This is a genomic window from Halopolyspora algeriensis, assembly GCF_003337235.1.
In the GTDB taxonomy this organism is placed as follows: domain Bacteria; phylum Actinomycetota; class Actinomycetes; order Mycobacteriales; family Pseudonocardiaceae; genus Haloactinomyces; species Haloactinomyces algeriensis.
On record NZ_QPJC01000002.1, the window covers coordinates 293017 to 316808 of the forward strand.

The 23792-nt window shown below is 67.0% G+C and carries 20 protein-coding genes and 1 pseudogene; 10 read left to right on the top strand and 11 right to left on the bottom strand.

Annotation, left to right across the window (positions count from 1 at the left end):
• Window positions 1-83 precede the first annotated feature (83 nt).
• The 8 genes and pseudogenes from DFQ14_RS04635 to benA all read right to left on the bottom strand — a co-directional run bounded on the left by DFQ14_RS04635 (window position 84) and on the right by benA (window position 11106).
• The gene (locus DFQ14_RS04635) at window positions 84-1406 is read right to left on the bottom strand and encodes an MFS transporter (RefSeq protein WP_114451806.1); all 1323 of its coding nucleotides are present in this window, start codon (window positions 1404-1406) and stop codon (window positions 84-86) included.
• A 112-nt stretch (window positions 1407-1518) separates the two neighbouring features.
• The gene (locus tag DFQ14_RS04640) at window positions 1519-3042 is read right to left on the bottom strand and encodes an acyl-CoA synthetase (protein ID WP_114451807.1); all 1524 of its coding nucleotides are present in this window, start codon (window positions 3040-3042) and stop codon (window positions 1519-1521) included.
• A 28-nt stretch (window positions 3043-3070) separates the two neighbouring features.
• Complete coding sequence (locus tag DFQ14_RS04645; RefSeq protein WP_114451808.1) at window positions 3071-4237, bottom strand: acyl-CoA dehydrogenase family protein; 1167 nt, start codon at window positions 4235-4237, stop codon at window positions 3071-3073.
• Window positions 4238-4470: 233 nt separating this feature from the next.
• Window positions 4471-7200, bottom strand: a complete 2730-nt coding sequence (locus DFQ14_RS04650) for a helix-turn-helix transcriptional regulator (RefSeq protein ID WP_114452121.1) — start codon at window positions 7198-7200, stop codon at window positions 4471-4473.
• Between the two features lie 92 nt (window positions 7201-7292).
• Complete coding sequence (locus DFQ14_RS04655; protein ID WP_114451809.1) at window positions 7293-8087, bottom strand: 1,6-dihydroxycyclohexa-2,4-diene-1-carboxylate dehydrogenase; 795 nt, start codon at window positions 8085-8087, stop codon at window positions 7293-7295.
• Window positions 8088-8089: 2 nt separating this feature from the next.
• Window positions 8090-9127 (bottom strand): annotated as a pseudogene (gene benC / locus DFQ14_RS04660) (benzoate 1,2-dioxygenase electron transfer component BenC); the annotation flags it as partial.
• A gap of 60 nt (window positions 9128-9187) precedes the next feature.
• A complete protein-coding gene (benB, locus tag DFQ14_RS04665) occupies window positions 9188-9700 on the bottom strand; it encodes a benzoate 1,2-dioxygenase small subunit (protein WP_114451811.1) in 513 nt (170 codons plus the stop codon).
• A gap of 32 nt (window positions 9701-9732) precedes the next feature.
• Window positions 9733-11106, bottom strand: coding sequence for a benzoate 1,2-dioxygenase large subunit (benA, locus tag DFQ14_RS04670; protein WP_114451812.1), 1374 nt, complete (start codon window positions 11104-11106; stop codon window positions 9733-9735).
• Between the two features lie 375 nt (window positions 11107-11481).
• Here benA and DFQ14_RS04675 point away from each other — a divergent pair, with 375 nt between their 5' ends.
• From DFQ14_RS04675 to DFQ14_RS04710, 8 genes are all read left to right on the top strand, one after another.
• Window positions 11482-12411 carry a LysR substrate-binding domain-containing protein gene (locus DFQ14_RS04675; RefSeq protein WP_114451813.1) on the top strand — a complete coding sequence of 310 codons (930 nt, stop codon included), beginning with the start codon at window positions 11482-11484 and terminating at the stop codon, window positions 12409-12411.
• Window positions 12392-13495 carry a mandelate racemase/muconate lactonizing enzyme family protein gene (locus DFQ14_RS04680; protein WP_114451814.1) on the top strand — a complete coding sequence of 368 codons (1104 nt, stop codon included), beginning with the start codon at window positions 12392-12394 and terminating at the stop codon, window positions 13493-13495. Before DFQ14_RS04675 ends, DFQ14_RS04680 begins: the two co-directional genes overlap by 20 nt.
• Before the next feature lie 68 nt (window positions 13496-13563).
• Window positions 13564-14415: a catechol 1,2-dioxygenase gene (catA, locus tag DFQ14_RS04685; protein WP_114451815.1), complete on the top strand. Its 852-nt coding sequence runs from the start codon at window positions 13564-13566 to the stop codon at window positions 14413-14415.
• Window positions 14416-14655: 240 nt separating this feature from the next.
• The gene (gene catC / locus DFQ14_RS04690) at window positions 14656-14952 is read left to right on the top strand and encodes a muconolactone Delta-isomerase (protein WP_114451816.1); all 297 of its coding nucleotides are present in this window, start codon (window positions 14656-14658) and stop codon (window positions 14950-14952) included.
• A 194-nt stretch (window positions 14953-15146) separates the two neighbouring features.
• Window positions 15147-16418, top strand: a complete 1272-nt coding sequence (locus tag DFQ14_RS04695) for a benzoate/H(+) symporter BenE family transporter (protein ID WP_114451817.1) — start codon at window positions 15147-15149, stop codon at window positions 16416-16418.
• A gap of 167 nt (window positions 16419-16585) precedes the next feature.
• A complete protein-coding gene (locus DFQ14_RS04700) occupies window positions 16586-17047 on the top strand; it encodes an oxidoreductase (RefSeq protein WP_114451818.1) in 462 nt (153 codons plus the stop codon).
• Window positions 17048-17084: 37 nt separating this feature from the next.
• Window positions 17085-18575, top strand: a complete 1491-nt coding sequence (locus DFQ14_RS04705) for a molybdopterin-dependent oxidoreductase (RefSeq protein WP_114451819.1) — start codon at window positions 17085-17087, stop codon at window positions 18573-18575.
• A complete protein-coding gene (locus DFQ14_RS04710; RefSeq protein ID WP_114451820.1) occupies window positions 18575-18844 on the top strand; it encodes a hypothetical protein in 270 nt (89 codons plus the stop codon). The genes DFQ14_RS04705 and DFQ14_RS04710 overlap by 1 nt, the downstream gene beginning before the upstream one ends.
• Window positions 18845-18920: 76 nt before the next feature.
• On the opposite strand, the gene DFQ14_RS04715 is transcribed toward DFQ14_RS04710, so the two are convergent.
• Together DFQ14_RS04715 and DFQ14_RS04720 are read right to left on the bottom strand one after the other, a co-directional pair.
• On the bottom strand, window positions 18921-19247 hold the full coding sequence (locus DFQ14_RS04715) for a hypothetical protein (protein WP_114451821.1): 327 nt from the start codon (window positions 19245-19247) through the stop codon (window positions 18921-18923).
• A 50-nt stretch (window positions 19248-19297) separates the two neighbouring features.
• Complete coding sequence (locus DFQ14_RS04720; RefSeq protein ID WP_114451822.1) at window positions 19298-20371, bottom strand: YncE family protein; 1074 nt, start codon at window positions 20369-20371, stop codon at window positions 19298-19300.
• 218 nt (window positions 20372-20589) lie between these two features.
• Between DFQ14_RS04720 and DFQ14_RS04725 the strand changes: the two genes are divergently transcribed.
• Window positions 20590-21600 (top strand): DUF3048 domain-containing protein, encoded by a 1011-nt coding sequence (locus DFQ14_RS04725; protein WP_114451823.1) that lies wholly within the window; start codon window positions 20590-20592, stop codon window positions 21598-21600.
• 89 nt (window positions 21601-21689) lie between these two features.
• Window positions 21690-22688 (top strand): aldo/keto reductase, encoded by a 999-nt coding sequence (locus tag DFQ14_RS04730; RefSeq protein ID WP_246195316.1) that lies wholly within the window; start codon window positions 21690-21692, stop codon window positions 22686-22688.
• Between the two features lie 86 nt (window positions 22689-22774).
• Here the strand turns inward: DFQ14_RS04730 and DFQ14_RS04735 are convergent, their stop codons facing one another.
• On the bottom strand, window positions 22775-23785 hold the full coding sequence (locus DFQ14_RS04735; RefSeq protein WP_257233574.1) for a tellurite resistance/C4-dicarboxylate transporter family protein: 1011 nt from the start codon (window positions 23783-23785) through the stop codon (window positions 22775-22777).
• Window positions 23786-23792: the final 7 nt, after the last annotated feature.

Below are 23792 nucleotides of genomic sequence, written 5' to 3' on the forward strand. Positions count from 1 at the left end.
GGTCGACCCCCGGGGCGCCGAAGCGGCCCCGGGTCGATGACCTCGACGAGACGCCATCACTGCTCGAGACGCGGAGAGACCTGTCAGAACTTTTCCTGGGTGAGCTCGTTGTCCTTGCTTTCGCGGGTGAGCAGGATGGCCACCATGCTGGCCGAGCTCACTGCGGCGAGGATCCCGAAAACGGACAGGATGTTCTTGCCGGAGGCGGCATACAGCGAGGTGAGCAGTATCGGGGTCAGTCCGGCACCGATGAGGGTGGCGAGCTGGTATCCCAGAGAGGCGCCGGTGTAGCGGGCCGTGGTGCCGAACTGCTCGGAGATGAACGCCGCCATCGGACCGTAGGTCATGGCGTGGCAGTTCAGACCCAAGAAAAAGGCCAAGAAGATGAGCACCACGTTTCCCGAAGCCACCCAGTGCAGGATCGGGTACAGCAGGGCTGTGAAGAGGACGAGACCGGCGACCATGACGGGGCGTCGGCCGAGGGTGTCGGACAGGCGCCCCAGGCCGATGACCGTGAAGATCTGGCTGAAGGAAGCCAGGCTGAAGCAGAACAGAAGGACCGACTCCTCGGATCCCTGGGCCGCTCCGTAGGTGATCGCGAAGGTCGCGAACAAAATCTGCATCGCGAAGCTCGCGCTGCATCCGAACGTGGTCAACAGCAAGTTCTTCGGCCGGCGCAGCACCTGCAGGACCGGCACGGTGGGTTTCTTCCCGGTGGGTTCGGCCGTCGCCGCCCGGAAGATCGGACTCTCCGAGACACGGGCGCGAACGAACAAACCGACGACCAGCAACACTCCGGACAGCAGGAAAGGCACGCGCCAACCCCAGTTCAGGAACTGGTCGCGGGGCAGGGATGAGAAAATGCCCATCATCACGGTACCCAGCACCGCGCCGGTGGGGGCTCCGGCGTTGGTGAACGAGGCGGCGAACCCGCGCCGCTTCTTCTCCGAGTGTTCCAGGGCCATCAGCGCGGCACCGCCCCACTCGCCACCGAGGGCCACGCCCTGCCCGATCCGGAGCAGGACCAGAAGGATCGCTGCCCAGGACCCGATGAGAGCGGGCGGTGGGATGAGGCCGATGCAGAAGGAAGCCAGTCCCATGATGCTCATGGAGATGAGCAGCATCCGCTTGCGTCCGAGGCGGTCACCGAAGTGCCCGAAGAGCGCGCCACCGAGTGGGCGGGCGAGGTAGCCGGCGGCGAAGGTCCCGTAGGAGGCCACCGTGGCCGCCAGCGGATCGAGTCCGGCAAAGAAGACCGGACCGAAGACCAGCGAGGCGGCGGTGGCGTAGAGGAGGAAATCGTAGAACTCGATCGTGCTGCCGAGGTAACTCGACAGTACGACTCTTCGGATTTCTTTTCTGCGTTGCGCAGCCGGCATGGCGGCGGCGACATCGGTGACCGTCATGGATACTCCCGGTCGGTGGTGGGCGGTTTTCGGGCAGGATCGGGTGCGACAGCGAGTCCCGGATGAAGAAAGTCCCGGGGATCGAAGGTGTTTGGAGCCTGCGGTCGAGGAGTTATCCGGCGTAGTGTTCGCGGAGTTCGTGCTTGCGGATCTTGCCGCTGGCGTTGCGCGGGATCTCGTCGAGAACGAGGAACGTTTTGGGGATCTTGTACTTGGCGAGGCGTTCGGTGAGGAAATCAACCATGTCCTGTTCGGACAGATGGGTGCCGCTTTCGAGGGTGACGGCGGCGCGACCGACCTCACCCCACTTCTCGTCGGGAACGCCGAAGACCGCGCAGCTTGCCACGCCGGGCAGGTCCATCAGCGCGGCCTCCACCTCGGCGGGGTAGATGTTCTCGCCACCGGAGATGATCATGTCCTTCATCCGGTCGACGACGGTCACGAAGCCGTCCGCGTCGGCGACCCCGACATCTCCGGAGCGGAACCAGCCCTCATCTGCGGAAGCATCGGCGGTGGCGTCCGGGCGGTTCCAGTAGTCGCGCATGACGTTGGGACCGCAGATCTGGATCTCACCGCGCTGCCCGGGATCCACCGGTTCGCCTTCCGAATCGGCCAGACGGACGTCGGTGAAGAAGTGCGGAACACCGGCGGTGCCCAGCTTGTGCTCGACGTTGCCGGGGGTGAGGATGAGCGCGCCCGGACCGGTTTCGGTCAGGCCGTAGGCCTGGCACAGCTTGATCCCGCGGTCGGCGTAGGTGCGCAGGGTGCGCGGCGGGACCGGTGCGGCGGCGACGATCATCCGGCGGATCGACGACAGGTCCGTGGCCTCCCAGTTCGGGTGGCTGCTGAGGGAATCGCACATCGTCGGCGCGCCGAACATGTAGGTGATGCCCTCGCGTTCGACGACGCTCAGCACCCGCTCGGCGTCGAAACCCTCCTCGACGCACACGGTGCCGCCCTTGAGCAGGGTGGGCAGCGCGACGAAATCCAGGGCCGCGGTGTGGAACAGCGGCGCGCAGACCAGCGACACCTCGTCGCTGAGCAGGTCGAGGTCGACGATCGCGTTCATCGCGGAGAACACGATGTTGCCGTGGGTGAGCACCACACCCTTGGGGCGTCCGGTGGTGCCGGAGGTGTACATGATGAAGCACGGATCGTCATGGGAGACCGGCTCGTCGATGCGCGCCGTGTCGGCACCGGCGATGATCTCCTCGTAACCGACGGCGTCGGTGTCGGGCGTGCCGTCGACGACGACCCGCTGTGGCGTTCCGGCCTGCTCGGCGGCTGCGATGCCGACCTCGGTCAGCTCGGCGGAGTGGAGGAACACCGAGACACCCGCGTCCTGCAGGGAGAACGCGACCTCGGGAGCCGTCAGACGTGCGTTGAGCGGGACGAAGATCGCTCCCAGCAGGCCCGAGGCGAACAGTGCCTCGAGATAGGAGGGATGGTTCCTGCTCAACAGGGCCACGCGGTCACCCTTACCGACACCGAGGTCGCGCAGGGCATGGGCCAGGCGCGTCACCCGGTCGTCGAGCTGGGCGTAGCTCCGGTTTTCCCCGCGGAAGGTGATCGCGGTCTTGTCGGGATTCAGCCGGAGCCGGCGGTAGGGCCAGGAGCCCACACCTTCATTGCGCATGGTTGCGTCTCCTTGCGGAAAATGCGGACTATTGTTTGGTGAGCTTGCGGCCGATGATTTCCTTCATGATCTCGGTGGTGCCCGCGTACAGGGTGCCGCCGCGACAATCGAGGTAGTCCTGTGCGACGTCGTACTCGGCCATGAAGCCGTAGCCTCCGTGCAGTTGCAGGCAGCGTCCGACGACCTTCTGCTGCAGTTCGGTCACCCACCACTTGGCCATCGCCGCGGTGACCTCGTCGAGCTTTCCGGCGGAGGCGTCGAGAATGCAGCGGTCGACGAAGGTCTGGGCGATCTCGATCTCGGTGGCCAGTTCGGCGAGGTAGAAGCGGTTGGCCTGGAAGTCGGCGATTCGCCTGCCGAAAGCCGTGCGCTGGCAGCTGTGGCTCAGTCCCTGCTCGAAGGTGCGCCGCAGGGCCGCCATCGCGGTGACCGCCACGCTGAGCCGTTCCTGCGGCAGGTTTCCCCGCAGGTACTCGAAGCCCCTGTTCTCCTCGCCGAGGATGTTGGCTCGGGGCACGCGGGCGTTGTCGAAGGCGAGTTCGGCGGTGTCCTGTGCGGACAGACCGACCTTGCGCAGCGGGCCGCTGCGGGTGAACCCGGGGGTGTCGGCGTCGACGAGGACGATGCTCATGCCCTGCCGCCCGGCGGAGGGGTCGGTACGTGCCACGACCAGGAAGACATCGGCGATCATGCCGTTGCTGATGAAGGTCTTGGCGCCGTTGAGCACGAGGTCGTCGCCGTCGGGGATCGCCGTGGTGGTGATGGCGGCGAGGTCGCTGCCTGCCTCGGGCTCGGTCATCGCCAGGGCGCCGATGAGTTCCCCGGAGCACAGCGGTGCCAGCCGGCGCTGCTTCTGTTCGTCGTCGGCCAGGGAAGTCAGATAGGGCGCGACGAGATCGTTGAAGCCGCTGAGGTTCATCGCCACCGCGGTGGCGCCGACCCGGCCGAGTTCCTCGATGAGCACGGCGTGGAACCGGAAGTCGTCGACCCCGCCGCCGTTGTACTTCTCCTCGGCGCTGATGCCGAGCAGCCCCAGCTCACCGGCACGGCGGTAGATGTCGCGGTCGACGTGCCCCTGCTCGGCCCACTTCTCCAGGTACGGAGCGACTTCCTGCTCGGCGAAGGCGCGTGTGCTCTGGCGGAATATGTCGTGTTCGTCGTCGAAGATCGTCCGTTGCAGCGAGACCGAACTCATGCTCGTCCTCTCCTCGTGTCCGGAGCAGGTCGCACCGTGATCCGCCGGACTGGTGGAGCCTGCCGCGCACGACCGCCGTGGCCGTGAAGCTTCGGCACGGTTTCCATGGTGCGAATCACAGGGAAACACCAACCATTGAATATGTCAATGGAGTTATTTCTCAATGGTCTGGCGGCGAGCTCCGTCCGGCGGTGCTCGGGCTCGGCTCCGCGGCGCATTCGGGAAGGACGGTGCTATGCCCTGTCGTCGCCGGGCTCGGTGCGGAAGCGCGCGGCGAGCTCGCCGCGCGAGCCGATGCCCAGCTTGGCGTAGATCCGTGTGAGGTGGAACTGCACCGTCTTCACCGACACGAACAGTTCCACGGCGGCCTGCTTGTTGCTCATGCCCGCGGCCACGAGCTCGGCCACGGCCTGTTCCTGGGCGGTGAGCTGCGTGAGATCGGCACCCGAGCGTTGGGCCTTGAGGCCGCTCGCCTTCAGTTCGCGGTCACAGCGTTCGACATAGGCTCGGGCGCCCAGGGTCGCGTAGGCGTCTCTGGCGTTGCGCAGGACGACATCGGCTTCCCGTCGCTTGCCCGCTCGGCGCAAGGTCTGCCCGTAGGCGAAATTCACCCGCGCCCGGTCGTAGGGCAGTGGCAAGTCGGTGAGCTGGGCAAGAGCGTTGCCGAAGTGGCCCTTCGCCGCCTCGATATCGCCTTCCGTCCCCGCGATGCGCCCGCGTACGTAGCCCAGGCGCGCCAGGGTGGAACGATGCCCCCGCTCGGCAGCCAGGGCCTCGTACGGGGTCAAGAAGGCGTCGGCCTCCGCTGCCCGGTTGGTCATGACGAGCGCGTTGGCGTAGACGTCCTGCCAGGGCCAGAGGCCGGGTTCGTCGATTCCCTGCCGTGGCTGTATCTGGAGGAGGGGTTCCAGGGAGCGGATGACGGTCTCGTAGTCGGCACGGGCTTCGGCGTACTGGGCTCGCGCCAGGCAGGCGGGCACCAGCATGATCTCGTAGGTGTGTGCTGCCACCGAGGCCCGCTGCAGGTGCTCGTGCGCGGCTTCCCAGTTTCCGCGCAGGGCATGGGTCTGGGCTCCGGTCCAGTGCACCAGGGGACGCACCAGCTCCAACCCCGTGTGCTCCAGTTGCGTCACGGCGCGGTCGACGGTGTGCATGGCATCGTCCCAGGCACCGAGGACGAACTCCGCCCGGGCCAGCCAGGCCTGCGCCCACAGCGAGATCCGCGCGGACCCCCTGCGGTACCTGGTGGGGGAGGCGCCTTCCAGTTCCCTTCGGGCGGTTTGCGGGTCGTCGAGGGCCAGATCCAGCCAGCCCTTGCCCATCTGCACCCGTTGCAACTGGGCTCCGGCGCCGACTTTCGCCGAGACTTCCCGATAGGCGGATTTGGCTTCCCGGATCCGTCCGGTCGCGGCCAGGCCGAGCCCTATGATGGCTTCCGATTCGATGGCCGACGGGTTCTGAGGATCCACCGCCAGCTCCACGGCCCGGCGGGCCCATGTGACCAAGTCGGCTCCATGCAGGCGACTCAACGAGTGCAGCACCCGGCGTTGACAGATCAGGGCGGCCGTGTCCGGTTCCCGGTTCGGGTCACATTGCTGCCAGGCGCGTGCCAGGAGCAGCTCCGCTTCGTCCGGACGGCCGAGCAGGATGGCGAGGTAGCCGAGCACGGCATCGCGGGGAGCGCCGGCCGGAAAGCTTTCGATGGCCGGGGAGAATGCGATGGCCTTGGGCAACTCACCCGCACCGACCAGGGCATCGACGGCTCGGACCAAGCGGCGCTCGCGGTCCGCCTGGGCGGGGCTGAGGCGGATCGCGCTGATCAGTGCGTCGCCGACGGCCGACCACGCTCCCAGGGCGGCTTGCCGGGAGGCGAACTCGTCGAGCTCATCGGCCAGACCCGCGTCCGCGAACGGGGCGGCTGCCACCCGATGCATCAGTCGTGTGCCCTCGTTCTCGGTGATCTCCGCTGCTTTCCGGTGCAACTCCTGACGTCGCAACGGCTGCAGGTCGGCGTAGACGGCGGCCTGTACGAGAGGGGACGGGAAAGTGAGTGTGGTCAAGCCGCGACCGACGCCGACGGTCAGCAGGCTCGCCTTGCTGGCCTCGTCCAGCGCGAGGACGGGTTCTTCGAGTTCCGCCAGTGCCGTGGCTTCGGTGAAGGAGATGGTCTGCCCCAGAACGGCGGCGGATTCGACCAGGGCACGTGCCGACGGGCCGCAGGCATGCATGGCGCGCACGACGGTGGCTGCCAGCTGCCGAGGTGCCGGCAGCATCGGTTGCCATTCCAGCCAGACCTCGGAGGGGGCCTCGTTCAGCAACTGCCTGACGTGGAGGGGGTTGCCGCGGGTGTGGTCCGACAGGCGCTGCGCGGTCGAGGAGGACAGGTCCACCCCGGCCCACCGGATGGCCAGGTCCTGCACTTCCGCGGGGGTCAGGGGTGCCACCCGCACGGTGGGACCACGGTGGCCGGAGAGGAACTCGTGGACCTCCGCCGGGGAGTTGTCCTGTCGGTCCTCCCGGGTGGCCAGAATGATCAGCACCTTCTCGCGGGCCATCCGTCGGAAGGCCGACGACAGTGCTCGCAGAGATTCGACGTCCGCCTGGTGAGCATCGTCGACGACGATCACCACCGGTTCTTGCTCCTGGATCCGGGACCAGGAATCGAGCAGGTGACAGCCCGCGTCGACCGGATCCTGTTCCCCCTCGCACGGCCGGGCCGACGCGGCGAACTCCCCGGTGCCGCGCTTCAGCTGCTCCACGACACCGAAAGGCAGGGAGGATTCCCAGGAAACGCCGCTGGATCGGAAAACCCGAACGCCGCCCTGGTGCGCGAGGAACTGCTCCAGCAGTGTCGTCTTGCCGATTCCCGCGGGGCCTTCCACCAGGACCATGGTCGACCGCCCCCCGCGAGCAGTGGTGAGCAGGTGCTCCAGCTCGGAGAGTTCTCGTTGACGGCCGACCATGCCATGCAGTCCTTCGGAGTCCGTCACAGCGTCGACAGTAGTCCCGGCAATCGGCCGGGCACCGGGCACCGCGTCAGGTGTGGAACGCTCTCCTACCCGAGATCACCACCGGCGACGGGCAGTACCGTCCCGGTGATGTAGGAGGCCTCGTCGGAGGCCAGGAACGCGATCGCAGCCGCTTGCTCGTCCAGGCTGCCGTAACGCTTCAGCAGGGACGATTCCGTGGTCTGGTCGACGACCTGTTGGGCCCACCGCTTCTCCTGCTCGCTCTCGGTGCCGGGGCCGCGCGCGATCCGTCGGGGAGGTGCTTCGGTCCCACCCGGTGCGGTGGCCACCACCCGGATGCCGTGCTCGGCGACTTCCCAGGCCAGCGAGGCGGTGAGCGCTCTGACTCCGCCCTTCGACGCCGAGTAGGGGATCCGGTTGATTCCCCGGGTGGCCACCGAGGAGACGTTGACGATCGTCCCGGAGCGCTGCTCGATCAGGTGCGGCAGCACGGCCCGGCAGGTCCACAGCGTGGGGAACAGGGAGCGCTGCACTTCCGCCTGGATCTGCTCGGCGGTGAAGTGCTCGTAGGGCCGCATCCGGATCGCGCCACCGACGTTGTTGATCAGCACGTCGATGCGACCGTACTGCTGCCGGGCCTCGTCCATCGCGGCCTCGGCACCGGCGAACTGCTCCAGGTCGGCGGTCACCCCGTGCGCCCGACCACCGCCGTCCCGGATCTCCTCGGACACCTCGTGGACCAGTTCGGAGCGGTCCACCAGCACGACCGAGGCCGCTTCGGCGGCCAGCCGCCGGGCCACGGTCATGCCGATGCCCTGGGCCGAGCCGGTGACCACCACCACCTTGTCGCGAAAGCGCTCGGGAGAGATCGTGCCGGTCATGCGGGCACGCTCGCTTCCGCGTCCGCCTCCTGCACGGCGGCCACGTTGAACTTCTCGAAGAAGAAGTTCGCCGGGGCGATCCCCTCGGCGCTCAGGTAGGCCCGGACCGCCTCGACCATGGCCGGAGGCCCGCACAGGTACACGTCGACGTCGCCGCCGTTGAGGTGCTCCTGCTCGAGGTGGTCGGTGACGTAGCCCTTCTTGGGGGCACTGCCGGCCTCGTCGGACATGCAGTAGTCGAAGGTGAATCCGTCGATGACCTCGGCGTAGTGCCGCAGCTTGTCCAGCTCCACCAGGTCGGCATCCCGGGAAACCCCGTAAACCAGGTGTATCGGGTGTTCGAGCTCGGTGCCTGCCAGCTTCTCCAGCATCGACAGCAGCGGTGCCAGGCCGGTGCCGCCTGCCAGCATCAGCATCCGGCGTTTCGGCTCGCGCAGGAAGAAACTGCCCAGCGGGCCGGTGAGTTCGAGCTTGTCACCCACCTCCGCGCGGTCGCGCAGATACTCGGACATGAGACCGCCCTCGGTGATGCGCACCAGGAAGGACACGGTCTTGTCCTCGGGACCGCTGGAGAACGAGTAGGACCGCGTGGCCTCGGTGCCGGGAACGGAGACGTTGACGTACTGGCCGGGCAGGAAGGCCAGCGCGTCGCGGTCGTCGAGCTCCAGCCTGAAACCGACCGTGGTCTCGGAGAAGCGCCGGATCTCGGTCATCGTGGCCGAGTGGGTGGCCGCCTGCGTCTTGGCCGCTGCTGAGGTGCTCGGAATCTGCAGCACGAGGTCGCTGTGCGGCGTCATCTGACACGGCAGCGCGTACCCCTGCTCGGCCTCGGAATCGGTGAGCGCGTCCTCGATGTAGTCGCCACCGTCGTAGTCACCGGACTCGCAGAAGGACTTGCAGGTGCCGCAGGCACCGTCCCGGCAGTCGAGGGGAATGTTGATTCGCGCCTTGTAGGACGCATCGGCCACGGTCTCGTGCGGAGCGCAGGTGATGAACCGGGTAACACCGTCCTCGAAGCTCAAGGCAACCTGATGAGTCATGGAAAAGCTCGATTCGCCAACGAAAGAGGGATAGAGGAAAAGAGAAAAAGAGCAGGAGAATCAGATGTGGTAGATGTCCACCACGTGATGGATGTAGTCGTTCGTCAGCACGACCTTCTTGCGGGTGATCAGCGGACTCTCACCCGAGAAGTCGATGGTGTAGAACGACGTCCCGAAGTACGTGTCGGTGTGGTGGTAGCGGTAGTACAGCGTGAACCAGTTGAACCGGACGTCGACCACGTCGCCGCGCTGCTCGGTGATCTCCACGTTGGTGATGTTGTGCCCGGTGCGGGGCTCGGGCATGCTCGTGGCCGCCGAGCGGTCGGTCCGGATGCGAAACACCCGGTCCTCCAGCCCGCCCTTGTTCGGGTAGTAGATCAGCGAGATCTCGCTCTGGGGGTCCGTGGTGAGTTCGCCGTTGTCGTCCCAGGCCGGCATCCAGAACTCGACGTCCGGGTGGTAGCACTCCAGCCAGGTCTCGAACTCGCGGTCGTCGAGAAAGCGCGCCTCGCGGTAGAGGAACTGCCGCACGTCCTCCACGGTCACGGTCGCGGTATCGGCCACTGCGGTCATGGTGCTCGCCCTTCTTCTGCTGCTGAAAAGCCTTACCGGCTGCTCTCGGCGGACTTCTTCTCCTCGGCTTCCACGGCCTCGCGCATGGCCTGCTTCCAGTAGCCGTGCTGAACGGGGTACAGGCCCTCGTCCTCGTTCTTCTTGCCTGCCGACAGGACACCGGTCATGCCCAGCGACTGGGCCACCTCGTCCGGGCCGGAGAGCTCATGGGTCATGCCGCGGGTCATGTCGTTGAACGGAGCCGCCGTGGCCAGGTAGGTCTTCTGGCAGGAGCGGAACTCCTCGAGGTCGTCCGGGGTGGCCATACCGGAGGCGTTGAAGAAGTCCTCGTACTGCCGGATCCGCCACGCACGGGCCTCGGCGCTCTCGCCCTTCGGGGCGATGCAGTAGATGGTGACCTCGGTCTTGTCCGGTGCGATCGGGCGGAAGTGCCGGATCTGGGTGCTGAACTGGTCCATCAGGTACACGTTCGGGTACAGGCACAGGTTGCGGGATCCCTTGACCATGAACTCGCCCTTGGCCTCGCCGTGCTCGCTTTTGAGCTCGTCCATCTTGTCCCACAGCGGGCGGTCCTGCGGGTTTCCCGCCCAGGTCCACAGGCACAGGTGCCCGTTGTCGAAGGACCAGTAGCCACCGCCGGACTTGCCCCAGCTGCCCGCGTCGAGCGTCTTGGTCTCGTTCTTCGACTCGCCGGTGTCGCGACGTGCCGTGGTGGCGGCGTAGTTCCAGTGCGTGGCGGAGACGTGGTAGCCGTCGGCGCCGTTCTCGGCCTGCAGCTTCCAGTTGCCGTCGTAGGTGTAGCTGGAGGAACCGCGCAGCACTTCCAGACCCTCGGGGGACTGGTCGACGAGCATGTCGATGACCTTGGTGGTGTCGCCGAGGTGCTCGAGCAGCGGCTTGACGTCCGGGTTGAGGCTGCCGAACAAAAAGCCCCGGTAGCTGTCGAAGCGTGCGACCTTGGTGAGGTCGTGCGAGCCGTCGGTCTTGAACTGCTCCGGGTAGCCGGCCTCGCGCGGGTCCTTGACCTTGAGCAGCCTGCCGTCGTTGCTGAACGTCCAGCCGTGGAACGGGCAGGTCAGCGTGGTGCGGTTGTCCGTGCGGCGGCGGCAGATCATGGCGCCGCGGTGGCTGCAGGCGTTGATGAGCGCGTTGAGCTCGCCCTTCTTGTCCCGCGTGATGACGATCGGCTGGCGACCCATGTAAGTGGTGAAGTAGTCACCGACGTCGGGGATCTGACTCTCGTGGGCGAGATAGATCCAGTTGCCCTCGAAGATGTATTTCATCTCGAGCTCGAACAGCTCCTCGTCGGTGAAGACATTGCGGCGGATCCGGCGGACACCTTTCTCGTGATCCTCCTCCACCGCGTTGTCGAGGATGCTGCGGGCATTGTTCAACGTCTCGATCATCGATGCCTCCAAATCGCCGGTGCGGGTCCCGCCGAGTCACTCGGTGTCGAGCAGTGCGCAACCCGCTCGCAACGTTGTCGCAACACCCTGGCACCGACGTGTCCGCCGTCACGTCAGGTATTTGCCTAGTGTTGACCTAGACATCCACTAAGAGGCATTGACTCTGAATCGGATGGCACTGAGTATTTGTTGACACTCAATGGTGTGGCTTACGCTCGGCCGGACACACTGCTGTGTCCGGCAGCACAGGCGAGCCGGCCGCGCCACCGTTCGAGCCGCCGTTCTTCGGCAATCACGCGCAAGCCCGACAGGTGTGCGGCGTGGTGCCGTACTCGGCAGGGCAGCTTGTGGGGCCGGTTTCGTAGGGAGGCGTCCGTGGAGCTCAGGCATCTTCGCTATTTCGTCGCCGTTGCCGAGACACGCCACTTCGGCAAGGCGGCGGAGCGACTGCACATGGCACAGCCCCCGCTGTCGCAGGCCATCCGGCAGCTCGAGGCCGACCTCGGAGCCGAGTTGTTCACCCGGACCACGCGCCGGGTCCAGCTCACCGGTGCCGGGGAGGCCTTCTACGACGATGCACTGCGCATCCTGCAGTCCGTGGACGACTCCGCACGCCGGGTGAAGCGCATCGCCGAGGGATCCCATGGTGTGCTGCGTCTCGGCTTGACCGGGCTGGCCTCGTACCGCTACCTGCCGGAGATCGCCCAGGTCGTGAAGCGGGACATGCCCGGCGTCGCTCTCGAGATCCACTCGGAGATGCTCACTCCGGCTCAGGAGCTCGCTCTGATCGGTTCCACCATCGACGTCGGGATCCTGCGACCGCCCATCCGCGAGGACGGGATCGCCCAGCGCGGCATCGCCCGCGAACCGCTGGTGCTGGCGCTGCCGGAGAACCACTGGCTGGCGGACGAGCCCACCGTCAACGTGGGAGACCTGAGGATCGAGCACTTCATCATGTACTCGGCCGCATCGCGGTCGGTGGTCAACGATGCGGTGGTGCGGAGCTGTCTGGCCGCCGGCTTCTACCCGCACCGGGAGCACGAGGGGGCTGAAACCTCCATCCTGCTGGCTCTGGTGGCGGCCGGACTCGGAGTCGCCCTCGTACCGGATTCGGTGCGGGCCATCGCGCTGAACGGCGTCGTGTTCAAAACGGTCCACGGTGCCGAGAGTGTCGAGCTGGCGCTGGCCTGGCGGGAGAACGACCCCTCCCCGCTGCTGCGGAACCTGCTGTCCACGTTGGACAACAACAATCTTTTCGTCACCGCTGATGCCGTCGAGGATGTCCGTGAAGATCACCAGAGTTGAGGCGATCCCGTTCGCCATTCCCTATACGAAGCCGCTGCGATTTGCCAGTGGAGAGGTGCACACCGCCGATCACGTGCTGGTGCGGGTGCACACCGACGAGGGCCTGGTCGGTGTGGCCGAGGCTCCACCGCGGCCGTTCACCTACGGCGAGACCCAGGCTTCCATCGTCGCCGTGATCGAGCAGGTGTTCGCGCCGGAGATCGTGGGCCTGCCGGTGACGGACCGGGAGGGGATCCGGGACCGGCTGGAACGGACCGTGGCCAACCCGGCGGCCAAGTCCGCCATCGACATGGCGGTGTGGGACGTGATCGGCAAATCGGTGGGGCTGCCGGTGACGGAACTGCTGGGCGGCTACACCGACCGGATGGCGGTGGCGCACATGGTCGGGTTCGCCGCACCGGAGAAGATGGTGGCCGAGGCCGAGCGGATGCGGGCCGAGTACGGGATCACGACGTTCAAGGTCAAGGTGGGGCGCCGACCGTTCAGCCTCGACGTCGAGGCCTGCCGCGCATTGCGGGAGGGGCTCGGCGACGACGTCGAGCTCTACGTCGACGGCAACCGGGGCTGGACTGCCTCGGAAGCCGCCCGGGCGTTGCGCGCGATGGAGGATCTGGATCTGACCCTGGCCGAGGAGCTGTGCCCGGCCGATGACGTGCTGAGCAGGCGCTGGTTGACCGGGCAGAGCCGGATCCCCGTCGTGGCCGACGAGAGTGCCACGACCCCGGGCGAGGTCACCCGGGAGTTGCTGGGCGGATCGGCACATGCGATCAGCATCAAAACCGCCCGGAGTGGTTTCACCACCTCGCAGCGCATCCTGTTCCAAAGCGAGGGGATGGGGGCCGAGGTCGTCATGGGCAACCAGGTCGACGGCCAGATCGGCACCCTGTGCACCGTCACCTTCGGCACGGCCTATTCGAGCACCTCCCGACGAGCGGGCGAGCTGTCCAACTTCTTGGACATGAGCGACGACCTGCTGACCGAGCCGCTGGAAATCGTCGACGGCACCGTGTTCGTCCGTCAGCGTCCCGGTCTGGGCATCGACATCGACGAGGACAAGCTGGCCCACTACCGCCAGGACCGCTGACCGGTAAAAGTTCCGCGCAGGACATGTCCCCGACGCGGTTGTTGAAGTGACGAAACAGGAGTAAGGCAATGACCGAACAACTCACCGAGCAGACCGCGACCGCCGCCGCCTCGGGCAATTCCGCCACCGAACGCTTCCTCGAGAAGGGGGTGGGCGCCGACAGCAGCACCGAGCGTGTGGACATGCTGGCGTCCGAGCTCGTCGGGGCGGTGCACGACATCATCCGCCGCCACAAGGTCACCTACGCCGAGTACGACGCCCTGAAGGCGTGGTTGATCCAGGTCGGCCTCGACGGGGAGTGGCCGCTGTTCCTCGACGTGTGGATCGAGCACGTCGTCGAGGAGGTCGCCAACGAGAGCCGCGAGGGCACCGCAGGCAGTATCGAGGGGCCGTACTACGTGCCCGACTCGCCGAAGCTGCCCGCCGAGGCCACGCTGCCCATGCGTGACGACGAGCCCGGCACGCCGCTGCTGTTCCAGGGGCAGGTCACCAGCACCACCGGGCAACCGCTGGCCGGGGCGCACGTGGAGATGTGGCACGCCGACGACTACGGATACTACTCCCAGTACGCGCCGGGGCTGCCGGAATGGAACCTGCGCGGCACCGTGGTGGCCGACGACCAGGGCCACTTCACAATCCGCACGATCCAGCCCGCGCCGTACCAGATCCCGCACGACGGGGCCTGCGGCAAGCTCATCTCCGCCGCCGGCTGGCACGCCTGGCGCCCGGCGCACCTGCACCTGAAGGTCTCCGCCGCCGGCCACCAGTTGATCACCTCGCAGCTGTACTTCGCAGGCGGCGACTACGTCGACAACGACATCGCCCAGGCGGTCAAGCCGGATCTGGTTCTGCACCCCACTCCGGCAGGCAGTGGTAACGGCAACGAGGTCACCTACAACTTCGTCCTCGACCCTGCCTAGAGGGATTCGTGATCGCTTTGCGTGGCGGTGCCGGTGGCGGAACCTCAGCCGCCGCCTCGCTGCGGGATCCCGGACTCAGGTAGCCACCTACATCACGCTCGGGCTTTCCTCGCGAGGCGACGGCTGAGAACCCGCGGCGGTGCACGTTGCTTACGGGGGTGCAATGCGGCTTCGCCGCATTGTGAAGAATCCCTGAGGAATGGTTCCGACAATCGACCGTATGATTCGGAGGAGGAGACCGTGCTGTTTGCGGTGAAAATGGACGTGCACTTGCCGCCGGACATGGATTCCGACGTCAAGGCCGATATCCTCGCGCGGGAGAAGGCCTACTCGCAGGAAGTGCAGACGTCGGGTGAGTGGCCACACATCTGGCGCTGCGTGGGCCAGTACTCCAACCTGAGCATCTTCGATGTGGACAGCAACCAGCGGTTGCACGACATCCTGTCGCAGTTGCCGTTGTTTCCCTACATGCACATCGATGTGACCCCGCTGGCCACGCATCCCTCCGACATCGCATTGCTGGAGCGGAACCCCTGACCTTTCCCGGGCTCCTTCCGTTCCCGGGCGAGTCCGCCGCCGGAGCCGTGGGTGAACGCGCCGATGCCACGCGCCGCCCACGGCTCCGGTGACTGTGCACCGTCCACACCACTGACGATTCCACTGCCGCACCGCCGAATGCGAGGCATTCGGCGGTGCCTTCGGCGTGCGCGAGAGGCGAGGACACGGCGAGTATGACCATCGAGCAAACGGAACGCACGGACAGCGGAAACCGCCTGTTCGAGCCTCCCGTGCGGCCATTTCCCACCGTGCGCCGCATGGCCCGGGATTTCGGCGCCCTCTACGCCGCAAACGGGCTGATCGGCCTGATCTTCGCGGCCACCGGACCGGTTGCGGTGATCCTCGCGGTCGGCAAGCAGGGTGGACTGTCACAAGCGCAGCTGGCCTCGTGGATCTTCGGGGTGTTCTTGCTCAACGGCATCCTCACGGTCCTGGCGTGCTGGGCCTACCGGCAGCCGCTGTCCTTTTTCTGGACGATCCCCGGCACCGTGCTGGTCGGTCCCGCGCTGGACCACCTGGCATGGCCGGAAGTGGTCGGCGCGTTCCTCGCCACCGGGGTGTTGATCCTCGTTCTCGGCCTGAGCGGATGGGTCGGCCGGGTGATGGAAGCCATCCCGATGCCGATCGTGATGGGCATGGTCGCCGGAGTGTTCCTGAGCTTCGGTCTCGATCTCGTGCATGCGCTGGTCGGCGACATCGCGATCGCGGGCCCGATGGTGCTGCTGTTCTTGCTGTTGAGCCGGCGCAGCTCGCTGGGCCGATGGATCCCGCCGATCATCGGGGCATTGCTGGTCGGCGGGATCGCGGTGGCACTGTCCGGGCGCTTCGCGCCGGATCCCGCTGCGACGCAGTGGATCGCCACCCCGATGCTCCAGGCCCCGCAATGGTCGTGGCAGGCAATGCTCGAACTGGTCGTTCCGCTGGCGATCACGGTGCTGGTGGTGCAGAACGGGCAGGGCGTGGCAGTACTGCGCTCGGCAGGCCACACCGCGCCGGTCAACACGGTCGCCATCGCCTGCGGAGCCTGGTCGATGCTGACGTCGTTCGTCGGATCCGTGTCCACCTGTCTCACCGGGCCGACGAATGCCCTGCTGACGGCCTCGGGGCAGCGGTCACGCCACTACATCGCCGGAATTTCCTGCGGAGTGCTCGCGATCGTGTTCGGGCTGTTCGCCCCGTTGTTCACCGACCTCATGCTGGCCACGCCCGGTGCGTTCATCGCCACGCTCGGCGGGTTGGCGATGCTGCGGGTGTTGCAGTCCTCGTTCGTCACCGCGTTCAACGGCCGGTTCACCTTCGGTGCGTTGATCACCTTCGTCGTCACCGTGGCCGATGTGGAGATCCTCAACATCGGTTCGGCCTTCTGGGGTCTTCTCGCCGGCCTGACCGTGTCGTGGCTGCTGGAGCGCTCCGACTTCACCACGCTCGACGAGGAGCGGGCCTGAATCCACGGGCCGGCGAAAAAATCGTTCCCGGTGGGTTGCCGGTCGTTCTCAAAGGGCAGCCGAGCAGTGCCTGCTGCACGTGGCAGCCGAGCAGTGCCTGCGGTAATTTCCTGCGGGATGACACGTCGAGCGGTGATAGTGGCAACCGATCCGACGGGACGTAGCCGATGAGTGCCGTTCTCCGATGGACGGGGATCGGAAAGCTGATCTCCTTCTACCGACACATCCAGTTCAGTGCCCCGTGGACGACCACGGGATCGGCGAGCATGCTCGTCTGCGGCATCGGTGCGATTCATCTGTACCTGCTGAGCGGCAACTTCGGTTTCCCGACCTACCTCAATGCCTATTTCGCGCTGCTGTCGGCCGCTGCGCTGCTGTCGGCGGTGGGGATGCTGCTCGGGCGCAGGCCGGGATGGGGACTGGGAAGCCTGGTGGCCCTGGCGGCGATCGCGGTCTACGTCGCAAGCCGCACCCTGGGACTGCCCGGCCTTCCCGAGTTGGTGAGCCGGTGGGACGACCCGCTGGGTACTTTTTCCCTGGCGCTCGCGGTGCTGTTGTTGTTCGTGCACGTGTCGGTGGTCACCGGCATGAACGTCGCCGTTCCCCGGCGGCGGGACTGGCACGACTAGGAAGTCACCGGCACGATCCGCGCGAAAGGAAAGCGCGATGTACGAGCTTGATTTTCCCGTCTGGATCCGCATCACACACTGGGTCAATCTGCTGTTCATCACCCTGCTCATCCGCAGTGGGGTGGAAATCCTCGGTACTCACCCCAAGCTCTACTGGCGCAACGACAGCAAGCCGGGCACCGAGTGGGCGAGATTCACCCGCAAGACCATGCCGACCGACAAGCTCTACGACACGTTGGACGAGGAGGAGAGCTACTCCTCACTGGTGTCCATGCCCGGTCACAAACAGCTCGGGCTGGGGCGGCACTGGCACTTCTTCAGCGTGATCGGCTGGATCCTGACCGGCCTGACCTATGTGATCCTGCTGCTGGCCACCGGTCAGTGGCACCGGTACTGGCCGTACTCGTGGTCGATTTTCCCGACGGCGTGGCACGACCTGCTCACCTACCTGAGCTTCAACCTTCCGCCTCTGCTGCCGGGACAGCCCTACGACGCGCTCCAGAAGCTGACCTACGCCTTCGTGGTGTTCGTCCTGGCGCCGTTTCAGATCCTGACCGGGGCCGCGCAGTCACCGGCGATCGAGGCCCGCTTCCCGCGGTACGTCCGCTTGTGGGGAGGGCGCCAGGCGGCCCGCAGCCTGCACTTTTTCGGCCTGATTCTCTTCGTGCTGTTCATCGTCGTCCACGTGACGCTGATCGCCGTCTGGGGCTGGGGGATGCTCACGTCCCTGATGATCTTCGGTGACGTCGAAAGCAGGCAATGGGCCATTGTCCTGTCCCTGGTCATCATCGCCGCGGTCGTGGCCGTGCACTGGGCAGCCACGAAATACACCCTGAGATATCCCCGCCGCACGCAGCGAGCGCTCGGTGCGGTGGTCATGGGAGTTCGGAAGTGGTCCCTGAAACCGCTGGTGTCCAAGCAGAACTACTCGGCAGCCGAGCTGTCCCCCGAACACCGGGTCAACGGCAAACCACCGATCAGCGACGATTACAAGATCATGGCTGCGCACAACTTCGCCGACTGGAGACTCGAGGTCGCGGGCCTGGTCGAGAATCCCATGACCTTCACCCTGCAGGAGCTGCAAGAACTGTCCGGCACGCAGACTCAGCGAGTCCTGCACAACTGCGTCCAAGGCTGGTCCAGCATCGGGGAGTGGAGCGGCGTGCCACTGCGGACGATCGTGGAGCTGGTCGGGCCACTGCCTGAAGCTCGCTTCCTCTGCGTGCTGAGCATGCAGGACTCGGGTCGGGACGAGCCGAGCGCACCGGGTCAGGGACAGTTCTACGAGATCATCGACCTGAGCCTGGCACGGCATCCCGACGCCCTGCTGGCCTACGAGATGAACGGCGGCTTGCTGCCCATCGAACACGGCGCCCCCCTGCGTCTGCGACTGGAGAACCAGGTCGGTTTCAAGATGGCCAAGTGGATCGACCGCATCGAGTTCGTCTCCGACTACTCCGGTATCGGCGAGGGAATGGGGGGATGGCGCGAGGACAACGTGTTCTACGACAAGAACGTGGAGATCTGATGGGCACCGAGAAGACCCGTCCGGAGAGCACGGTGCTCAGCGACCGGCAGAAGCACCGGGTCACCGAACAGCTCCGGCACGAGCAGACCACGTGCGCAGGCTGCGGTTCCGGGGATTTCACGGTCGGACAGGCCCTGTATGTGGGATTCTTGTTCCTCGACGAGGAAAACGGGAATTACATGGTGGCACTGACCTGCAACAATCCCGAATGCCCCGCTCCTCGTACCGGGATCACCCTGCACGAGTCGGCGTTCCTCGACGTCGGTTAGCCGACCGGGAGCAGGCGGGACGTCGGCTGCGGCCGAAAACGGCTCCCGGGCGGCCACCGGCAGGCCCGGGAGCCGGTCAACGGCGGTCCTCCAGCGGGATGGTTGGGCGCGCGATGCCCAGTCGCTCGGCCAGCGGCTGCACATCGCGCAGCTCCGTTCTGAGCTTTTCGTACCGTGCCTGCTCGTGTGGGGTGAGCTCTCCCCGGTGGTGGTAGTGCGCCAGGCGCTGCAGCCTGCCCGACAGCAGCGCTCCCCACCGGATGCCGAAGTCGTAGACCCGCGCACTGTCCCGCGCCTTGTCCGAATCGGAAGCCAGCTCCCGCAGCGCCTCCACCTCGGCGAACAGCGAGTCGAGGTCGGCACCCACTCCCACCACGCCATTGTTGTCCCGCTCGCCGGTCATGCTCCTCCTTGCTGCGGCCGGGCGTTCTTCGTCTTCACGGATCCGGCTCCTCACAGGCTCGGTTTGTCGATGCTCACGGCAGCCGGTTGCCCGCGGAGCGTGAGGTAGACCCGGTCGGAGCCGACGGCCAGGCCCGACAGCGGTGCGTTCCTGAGTGCCCGGTTTTCGAGGTGTCGCCGGAACTCGATGGTGTCGACCTTCGTGAAGTGCCCGTGCTCGAAGCCGGTGAAACTGTTCGTCTCCAGCACCACCAGCTTGTTGTGGGTGGCCGCATAGATCCGGGTGTGATCCACGCCGAGGTGTTCCACCGGCTCACCCAGCCTGGCCTCGGCCGCGACCCTCAGGTGCTTTCCCTGCTTGTCCAGCCCCACGGCCAGAAGGCGATCGGTTCCGGCTTCGGCGACATAGACCCGCGAGACCTTGATGGTGTCGCCGGCGACCGCACTGACACCGATACCGATGTCGTCGGTCTTTTCCAGCGGGGCCGGGTGGCCCTCGTAGACAGCGATGCCGCGAGGACCGAGCACGAAGAACTCGGCCGGTCGTCCCCGTTCCGGGCCGTGCAGTTCCGCCTCGGGCCCCGCTCGCACCTCGACAGGAGGGATACTGGTGGAGTTGTTCAGGTTCGTGCCGGTCACGGTTCTGCCGCTCTTCGACAGGGCGAACAGGATGTCCGATCCCACGTCGGTGGCCACCCGTGACGGAGTATGCCCGGTGGGCAGGGTCCCAACCCGGTGCAGGTTCGCGATGTCGAACACGGCGATCCGGCCGAGAGCGGGCTGAGGCAGGTAGACCTCCTCGCTGCCGGTGGGGCTGAGGGCGAGGTTCTCTCCGGTATCGGGCAACCGCGCGGAGAGGGTGGTGCGGGCCGTGGAGCCGGTGCCGGAGCTCCGCGCGCCCGGATCGATCCGGGCGATCCGGGACGACTTCTCCGTCAGGGCGAGCATGTCGCCCGTGTCGTGGGACCAGATCGGCTCGTGCACGGGGACCTCGATGGGCAGGGTCGTGACGCTGTCCGCGCTGCCGGCCGCACCGCCGCCCACCGCGCACCCGGTGAGCACGGACATCCCTGTCAGCACCAGTGCGAGCGCGCTGCGGAGGCTCCACCACAGCCGCATGAACATGATCGCTCCTCCTCGTCCGTGGCGGTGCACGAATGGCCCTGACCCGCGAGGTTGCTGGGTGGGGGCGGTATGCGGCCGGGCCGCACGGCGGATGCCGGTGTTCGCTCGTTCGTACCGCAACTCTTTCGATGATCTCGCACGCTGGGTGAGCCGCAACCGGATGGCTTCACGCGCGTCTACTCTGGTGGTGAAGCGAGAGAGGACGGGCGGTACAGCGGATGTGGCGTCGGCTGCTGTTCATCGTGGCGGCGGGTCTCCTGGCGGTGAGCCTGCTCGTGGCGCTGGGCGTCGTTCCGGTCCCGCCGCTTCGGGAGTCCTCCGACACCGCGGGACCGTCCGGAGCCACGAACCCACCGCCGACCACGGCCTCGCCGCCTTCCCCGTCTTCGCCACCACCGTCGCCCGCACCGACGGCGGGGCCACCGGTACTCGCGGTCAAGGTGGACAATGCTCCCGTGGCCCGGCCACCGGTCGGCATCGGTGCCGCGGACGTGATCTACGTCGAACCGGTGGAGGGCGGGATGAGCCGGTTGATCGCGGTGTTCGGTTCGCACAAGCCACCCGTGGTGGGGCCGGTGCGCAGCGCGCGGGAAACGGACCTGCGGCTGCTCCCGCAGTTCGGGCACCCGGCGCTGGCGTTCTCGGGTGCGGCGCCCGAGCTGCTGCCCCGGGTGAGGAGTTCTCCGCTGCGGAGCGTATCGCAAGACCGCGTGCCCCGAGCCTACTTCCGGGGCGAGTCGCGGGACGCTCCGCACAACCTGTTCGTCCGCCCGGCCGAGCTGCCTCCGGGAGGACGGTGGGCCCCGGATGCCCGGCTGGAATTCGGCCCCGCACCTCCGGGAGGCGTGTCGGACGGGAGTCACACGGTGCACTACACGTCCGCCACCATGGGCTTCGACTGGGCACCGCAGCAGGAGCGATGGCTGGTCTCCCTGGACGGGCGCCCGTTCCACGCCGCCGACAGCGGGCGGTTGAGCCCGAGCACCGTCGTGGTGCAGCGGGTCCCGGTCGTGAACTCGGCCATCACCGACGTCCTGGGCAACCCGTCTCCGGTTGCCCGGACGGTCGGCGAGGGGCGGGCACTGGTCCTGCGCGACGGCCGTGCTTTCGAGGCGAGATGGTCGCGCCCCGCGCCGGAAGCCGCCACGACCTATACCACGCCTTCCGGGCAGCCGATCCCGTTTGCCCCCGGCCAGGTGTGGGTCGTCCTGGCCCCGGCCGGAAGATAAGGCGGTAAGGCACCCTGGAGAGGACGAATCGCGTGCCCGTGAGGCGCTCCGGCGCCACGACGGGTCGCAAGTATCGAACGGAGGTCCCCGTGTCCGCTGCCAGTTCCGCATCCCCGCTGCCCACCCGGCACCTCGGCACGAAAGGCCCGGAGGTCAGCGCCATCGGGTATGGCGCCATGGGGCTGTCCGGCGTCTACGGGCCGGCCGACGATGCGGAATCGACGGAATTGCTCCGGCACCTGCTCGACACCGGTCTGACGTTCCTCGACACCGCCGACGTCTACGGCGACGGCCACAACGAGCGGCTGATCGCACGCGCCATCGCGGGCAGGCGCGACGAGGTGTTCCTGGCCACGAAGTTCGGGGCGGGCAGCGACACCGGGCGCGGCCGGCCGGAGTACGTGCGCACCGCGATCGAGGCGAGCCTCGGTCGCCTGGAAACGGACCGCGTCGATCTCTACTACCTGCATCGGGTCGACCCCACGACGCCGATCGAGGACACCGTCGGTGCCCTCGGTGAGCTGGTGCAGGAAGGCAAGGTGCGCCACATCGGGCTGTCCGAGGTCAGTGCCGAAACCCTGCGCAGAGCCCACGCCACGTATCCCGTCACCGCGGTACAGCAGGAGTACTCCCTGTTCACCCGGGAACCCGAGACTCGTCTGCTGCCCACGTTGCGCGAGCTCGGGGTCGGTTTGGTGGCCTACTCACCGCTCGGGCGGGGCGTGCTCGGCGGTGGCATCCGGGATGCCGAGCAGGTGGAAAACCTGCAGCAACGCAGGCAGCGCTACCCGCGCTTCAGCGAGGAGAACCTACGCCGGAACCTGACGCTGGTGGAGCGTCTGCGGCAGCGCGCCGAGGAGCTGGGACGTACTCCCGCCCAACTGGCGCTGGGGTGGTTGCTGGCCCAGGGTGAGGACGTCGTACCGATCCCGGGCAGCCGCAAGCTCGGCAACGTGATGGCCAATGTCGAGGCCGCTCGCCGGCCGCTGGAGGACTCCGTCGTCGCCGAACTGGCCGAGCTGTTCCCGGTCGGCGCAGCGGCCGGGGACCGCTACGCCCCGGAACTGTCCGCCCGACTGGAGCAGTGATCCTTCTGCGCGGTGCCCTCCTCCGCGCTCGCGGGATTCCGAAAGCTGCGGGACCGTCCCGTTCTCGTCCGGTGCAGGTGAACGGGTCACCGGGTGTTGCCGGGACCGCTCGCGGAGTTCCGCCGCACTGCGCGGGTCAGGGACCAGAGCATGGCGGTGAACGTCGCCGCCCACGCGGTGAGGGCGATCCAGAGCTCGTGTGTGCCGATCATGGTCAGCAGGGGAAGGTGCACGGTGTCGCCGAGGGTGCGGGTGGCGACTCCGTACATGCCGAGTGGAAAAACGATGTTCCACCACAGGGATTCGTACCGCAGCGGAACCCGGTGCGTGACGTGTCGCCACCATCCGGCGGCCAGCAGCGCGGGAATGAGCCAGGTGCCGAACGCCCAGAAGAGCACCGAGACACCGGTGACGAGTTCTCTCGTGGCGGTGATCACTGCCGTGTCGGCCATGCTCAGGATCCGCGCACCGGCCAGGACGGTGATCGCGGTGGCGCCCATGCCCACCCAGTACGGCGGGCTGAGATCCGCCGGGCTCGGTCGGTCGAGCATCAGCCGAGTGGCAACGAGGATGCCGACGACGGCATAGCAGAACACGCCGACCGACCAGGCGAATACCGCGAGCAGGGCCAACTCCTGCCTGGCGGTGCCCGTCCCGCCCTGTAGCGCTGCTGCGAGCACCGCAACCGACTGGGCGGCGACCACCCAGGTGAACCACGTGCCGTCGGCGCGCGTGGCAGCCGACCAGCCACGGTGATGGAGCATCACGGTGACCGGAAGGAGGTAGCCGAGCACGAGCCAGGCCAGTCCACCCACCACGAGCAGGACTGCCGCGGTGGTGGTGTGCCCGTCGAAAGCCAAGCGGGTACCGAGCACGTTGGTTCCGGCCACGAAGGTGAAGAACCCCACTCCTCGACTCGAGCGCGTCAGGTCCTGCCGCATGTCGTGGCGGAACACTGCGGCCCGCCGCACGTTCAGGGCGACGAGGACGAGGTAGCAGGCTGCCGCCAGCCACAGCAACGCGGTGGACAGGGTCCGCAGACCCTGCATGAGCAGGCCGACCGAGACAATGCCGGTCGCCATGACCAGAGCGAACAAGCCCGGA

What these genes read in the sequence shown, in the direction of transcription:
- benA (WP_114451812.1), bottom strand. Translation starts at nt 11,106, where the DNA reads ATGATCGAGACGTTGAACAATGCCCGCAGCATCCTCGACAACGCGGTG.
- DFQ14_RS04700 (WP_114451818.1), top strand. Translation starts at nt 16,586, where the DNA reads ATGAGTGCCGTTCTCCGATGGACGGGGATCGGAAAGCTGATCTCCTTC.
- DFQ14_RS04640 (WP_114451807.1), bottom strand. Translation starts at nt 3,042, where the DNA reads ATGCGCAATGAAGGTGTGGGCTCCTGGCCCTACCGCCGGCTCCGGCTG.
- DFQ14_RS04715 (WP_114451821.1), bottom strand. Translation starts at nt 19,247, where the DNA reads ATGACCGGCGAGCGGGACAACAATGGCGTGGTGGGAGTGGGTGCCGAC.
- catA (WP_114451815.1), top strand. Translation starts at nt 13,564, where the DNA reads ATGACCGAACAACTCACCGAGCAGACCGCGACCGCCGCCGCCTCGGGC.
- DFQ14_RS04710 (WP_114451820.1), top strand. Translation starts at nt 18,575, where the DNA reads ATGGGCACCGAGAAGACCCGTCCGGAGAGCACGGTGCTCAGCGACCGG.
- DFQ14_RS04655 (WP_114451809.1), bottom strand. Translation starts at nt 8,087, where the DNA reads ATGACCGGCACGATCTCTCCCGAGCGCTTTCGCGACAAGGTGGTGGTG.
- DFQ14_RS04645 (WP_114451808.1), bottom strand. Translation starts at nt 4,237, where the DNA reads ATGAGTTCGGTCTCGCTGCAACGGACGATCTTCGACGACGAACACGAC.
- DFQ14_RS04635 (WP_114451806.1), bottom strand. Translation starts at nt 1,406, where the DNA reads ATGACGGTCACCGATGTCGCCGCCGCCATGCCGGCTGCGCAACGCAGA.
- DFQ14_RS04725 (WP_114451823.1), top strand. Translation starts at nt 20,590, where the DNA reads ATGTGGCGTCGGCTGCTGTTCATCGTGGCGGCGGGTCTCCTGGCGGTG.
- DFQ14_RS04695 (WP_114451817.1), top strand. Translation starts at nt 15,147, where the DNA reads ATGACCATCGAGCAAACGGAACGCACGGACAGCGGAAACCGCCTGTTC.
- DFQ14_RS04650 (WP_114452121.1), bottom strand. Translation starts at nt 7,200, where the DNA reads ATGGTCGGCCGTCAACGAGAACTCTCCGAGCTGGAGCACCTGCTCACC.
- DFQ14_RS04720 (WP_114451822.1), bottom strand. Translation starts at nt 20,371, where the DNA reads ATGTTCATGCGGCTGTGGTGGAGCCTCCGCAGCGCGCTCGCACTGGTG.
- DFQ14_RS04705 (WP_114451819.1), top strand. Translation starts at nt 17,085, where the DNA reads ATGTACGAGCTTGATTTTCCCGTCTGGATCCGCATCACACACTGGGTC.
- benB (WP_114451811.1), bottom strand. Translation starts at nt 9,700, where the DNA reads ATGACCGCAGTGGCCGATACCGCGACCGTGACCGTGGAGGACGTGCGG.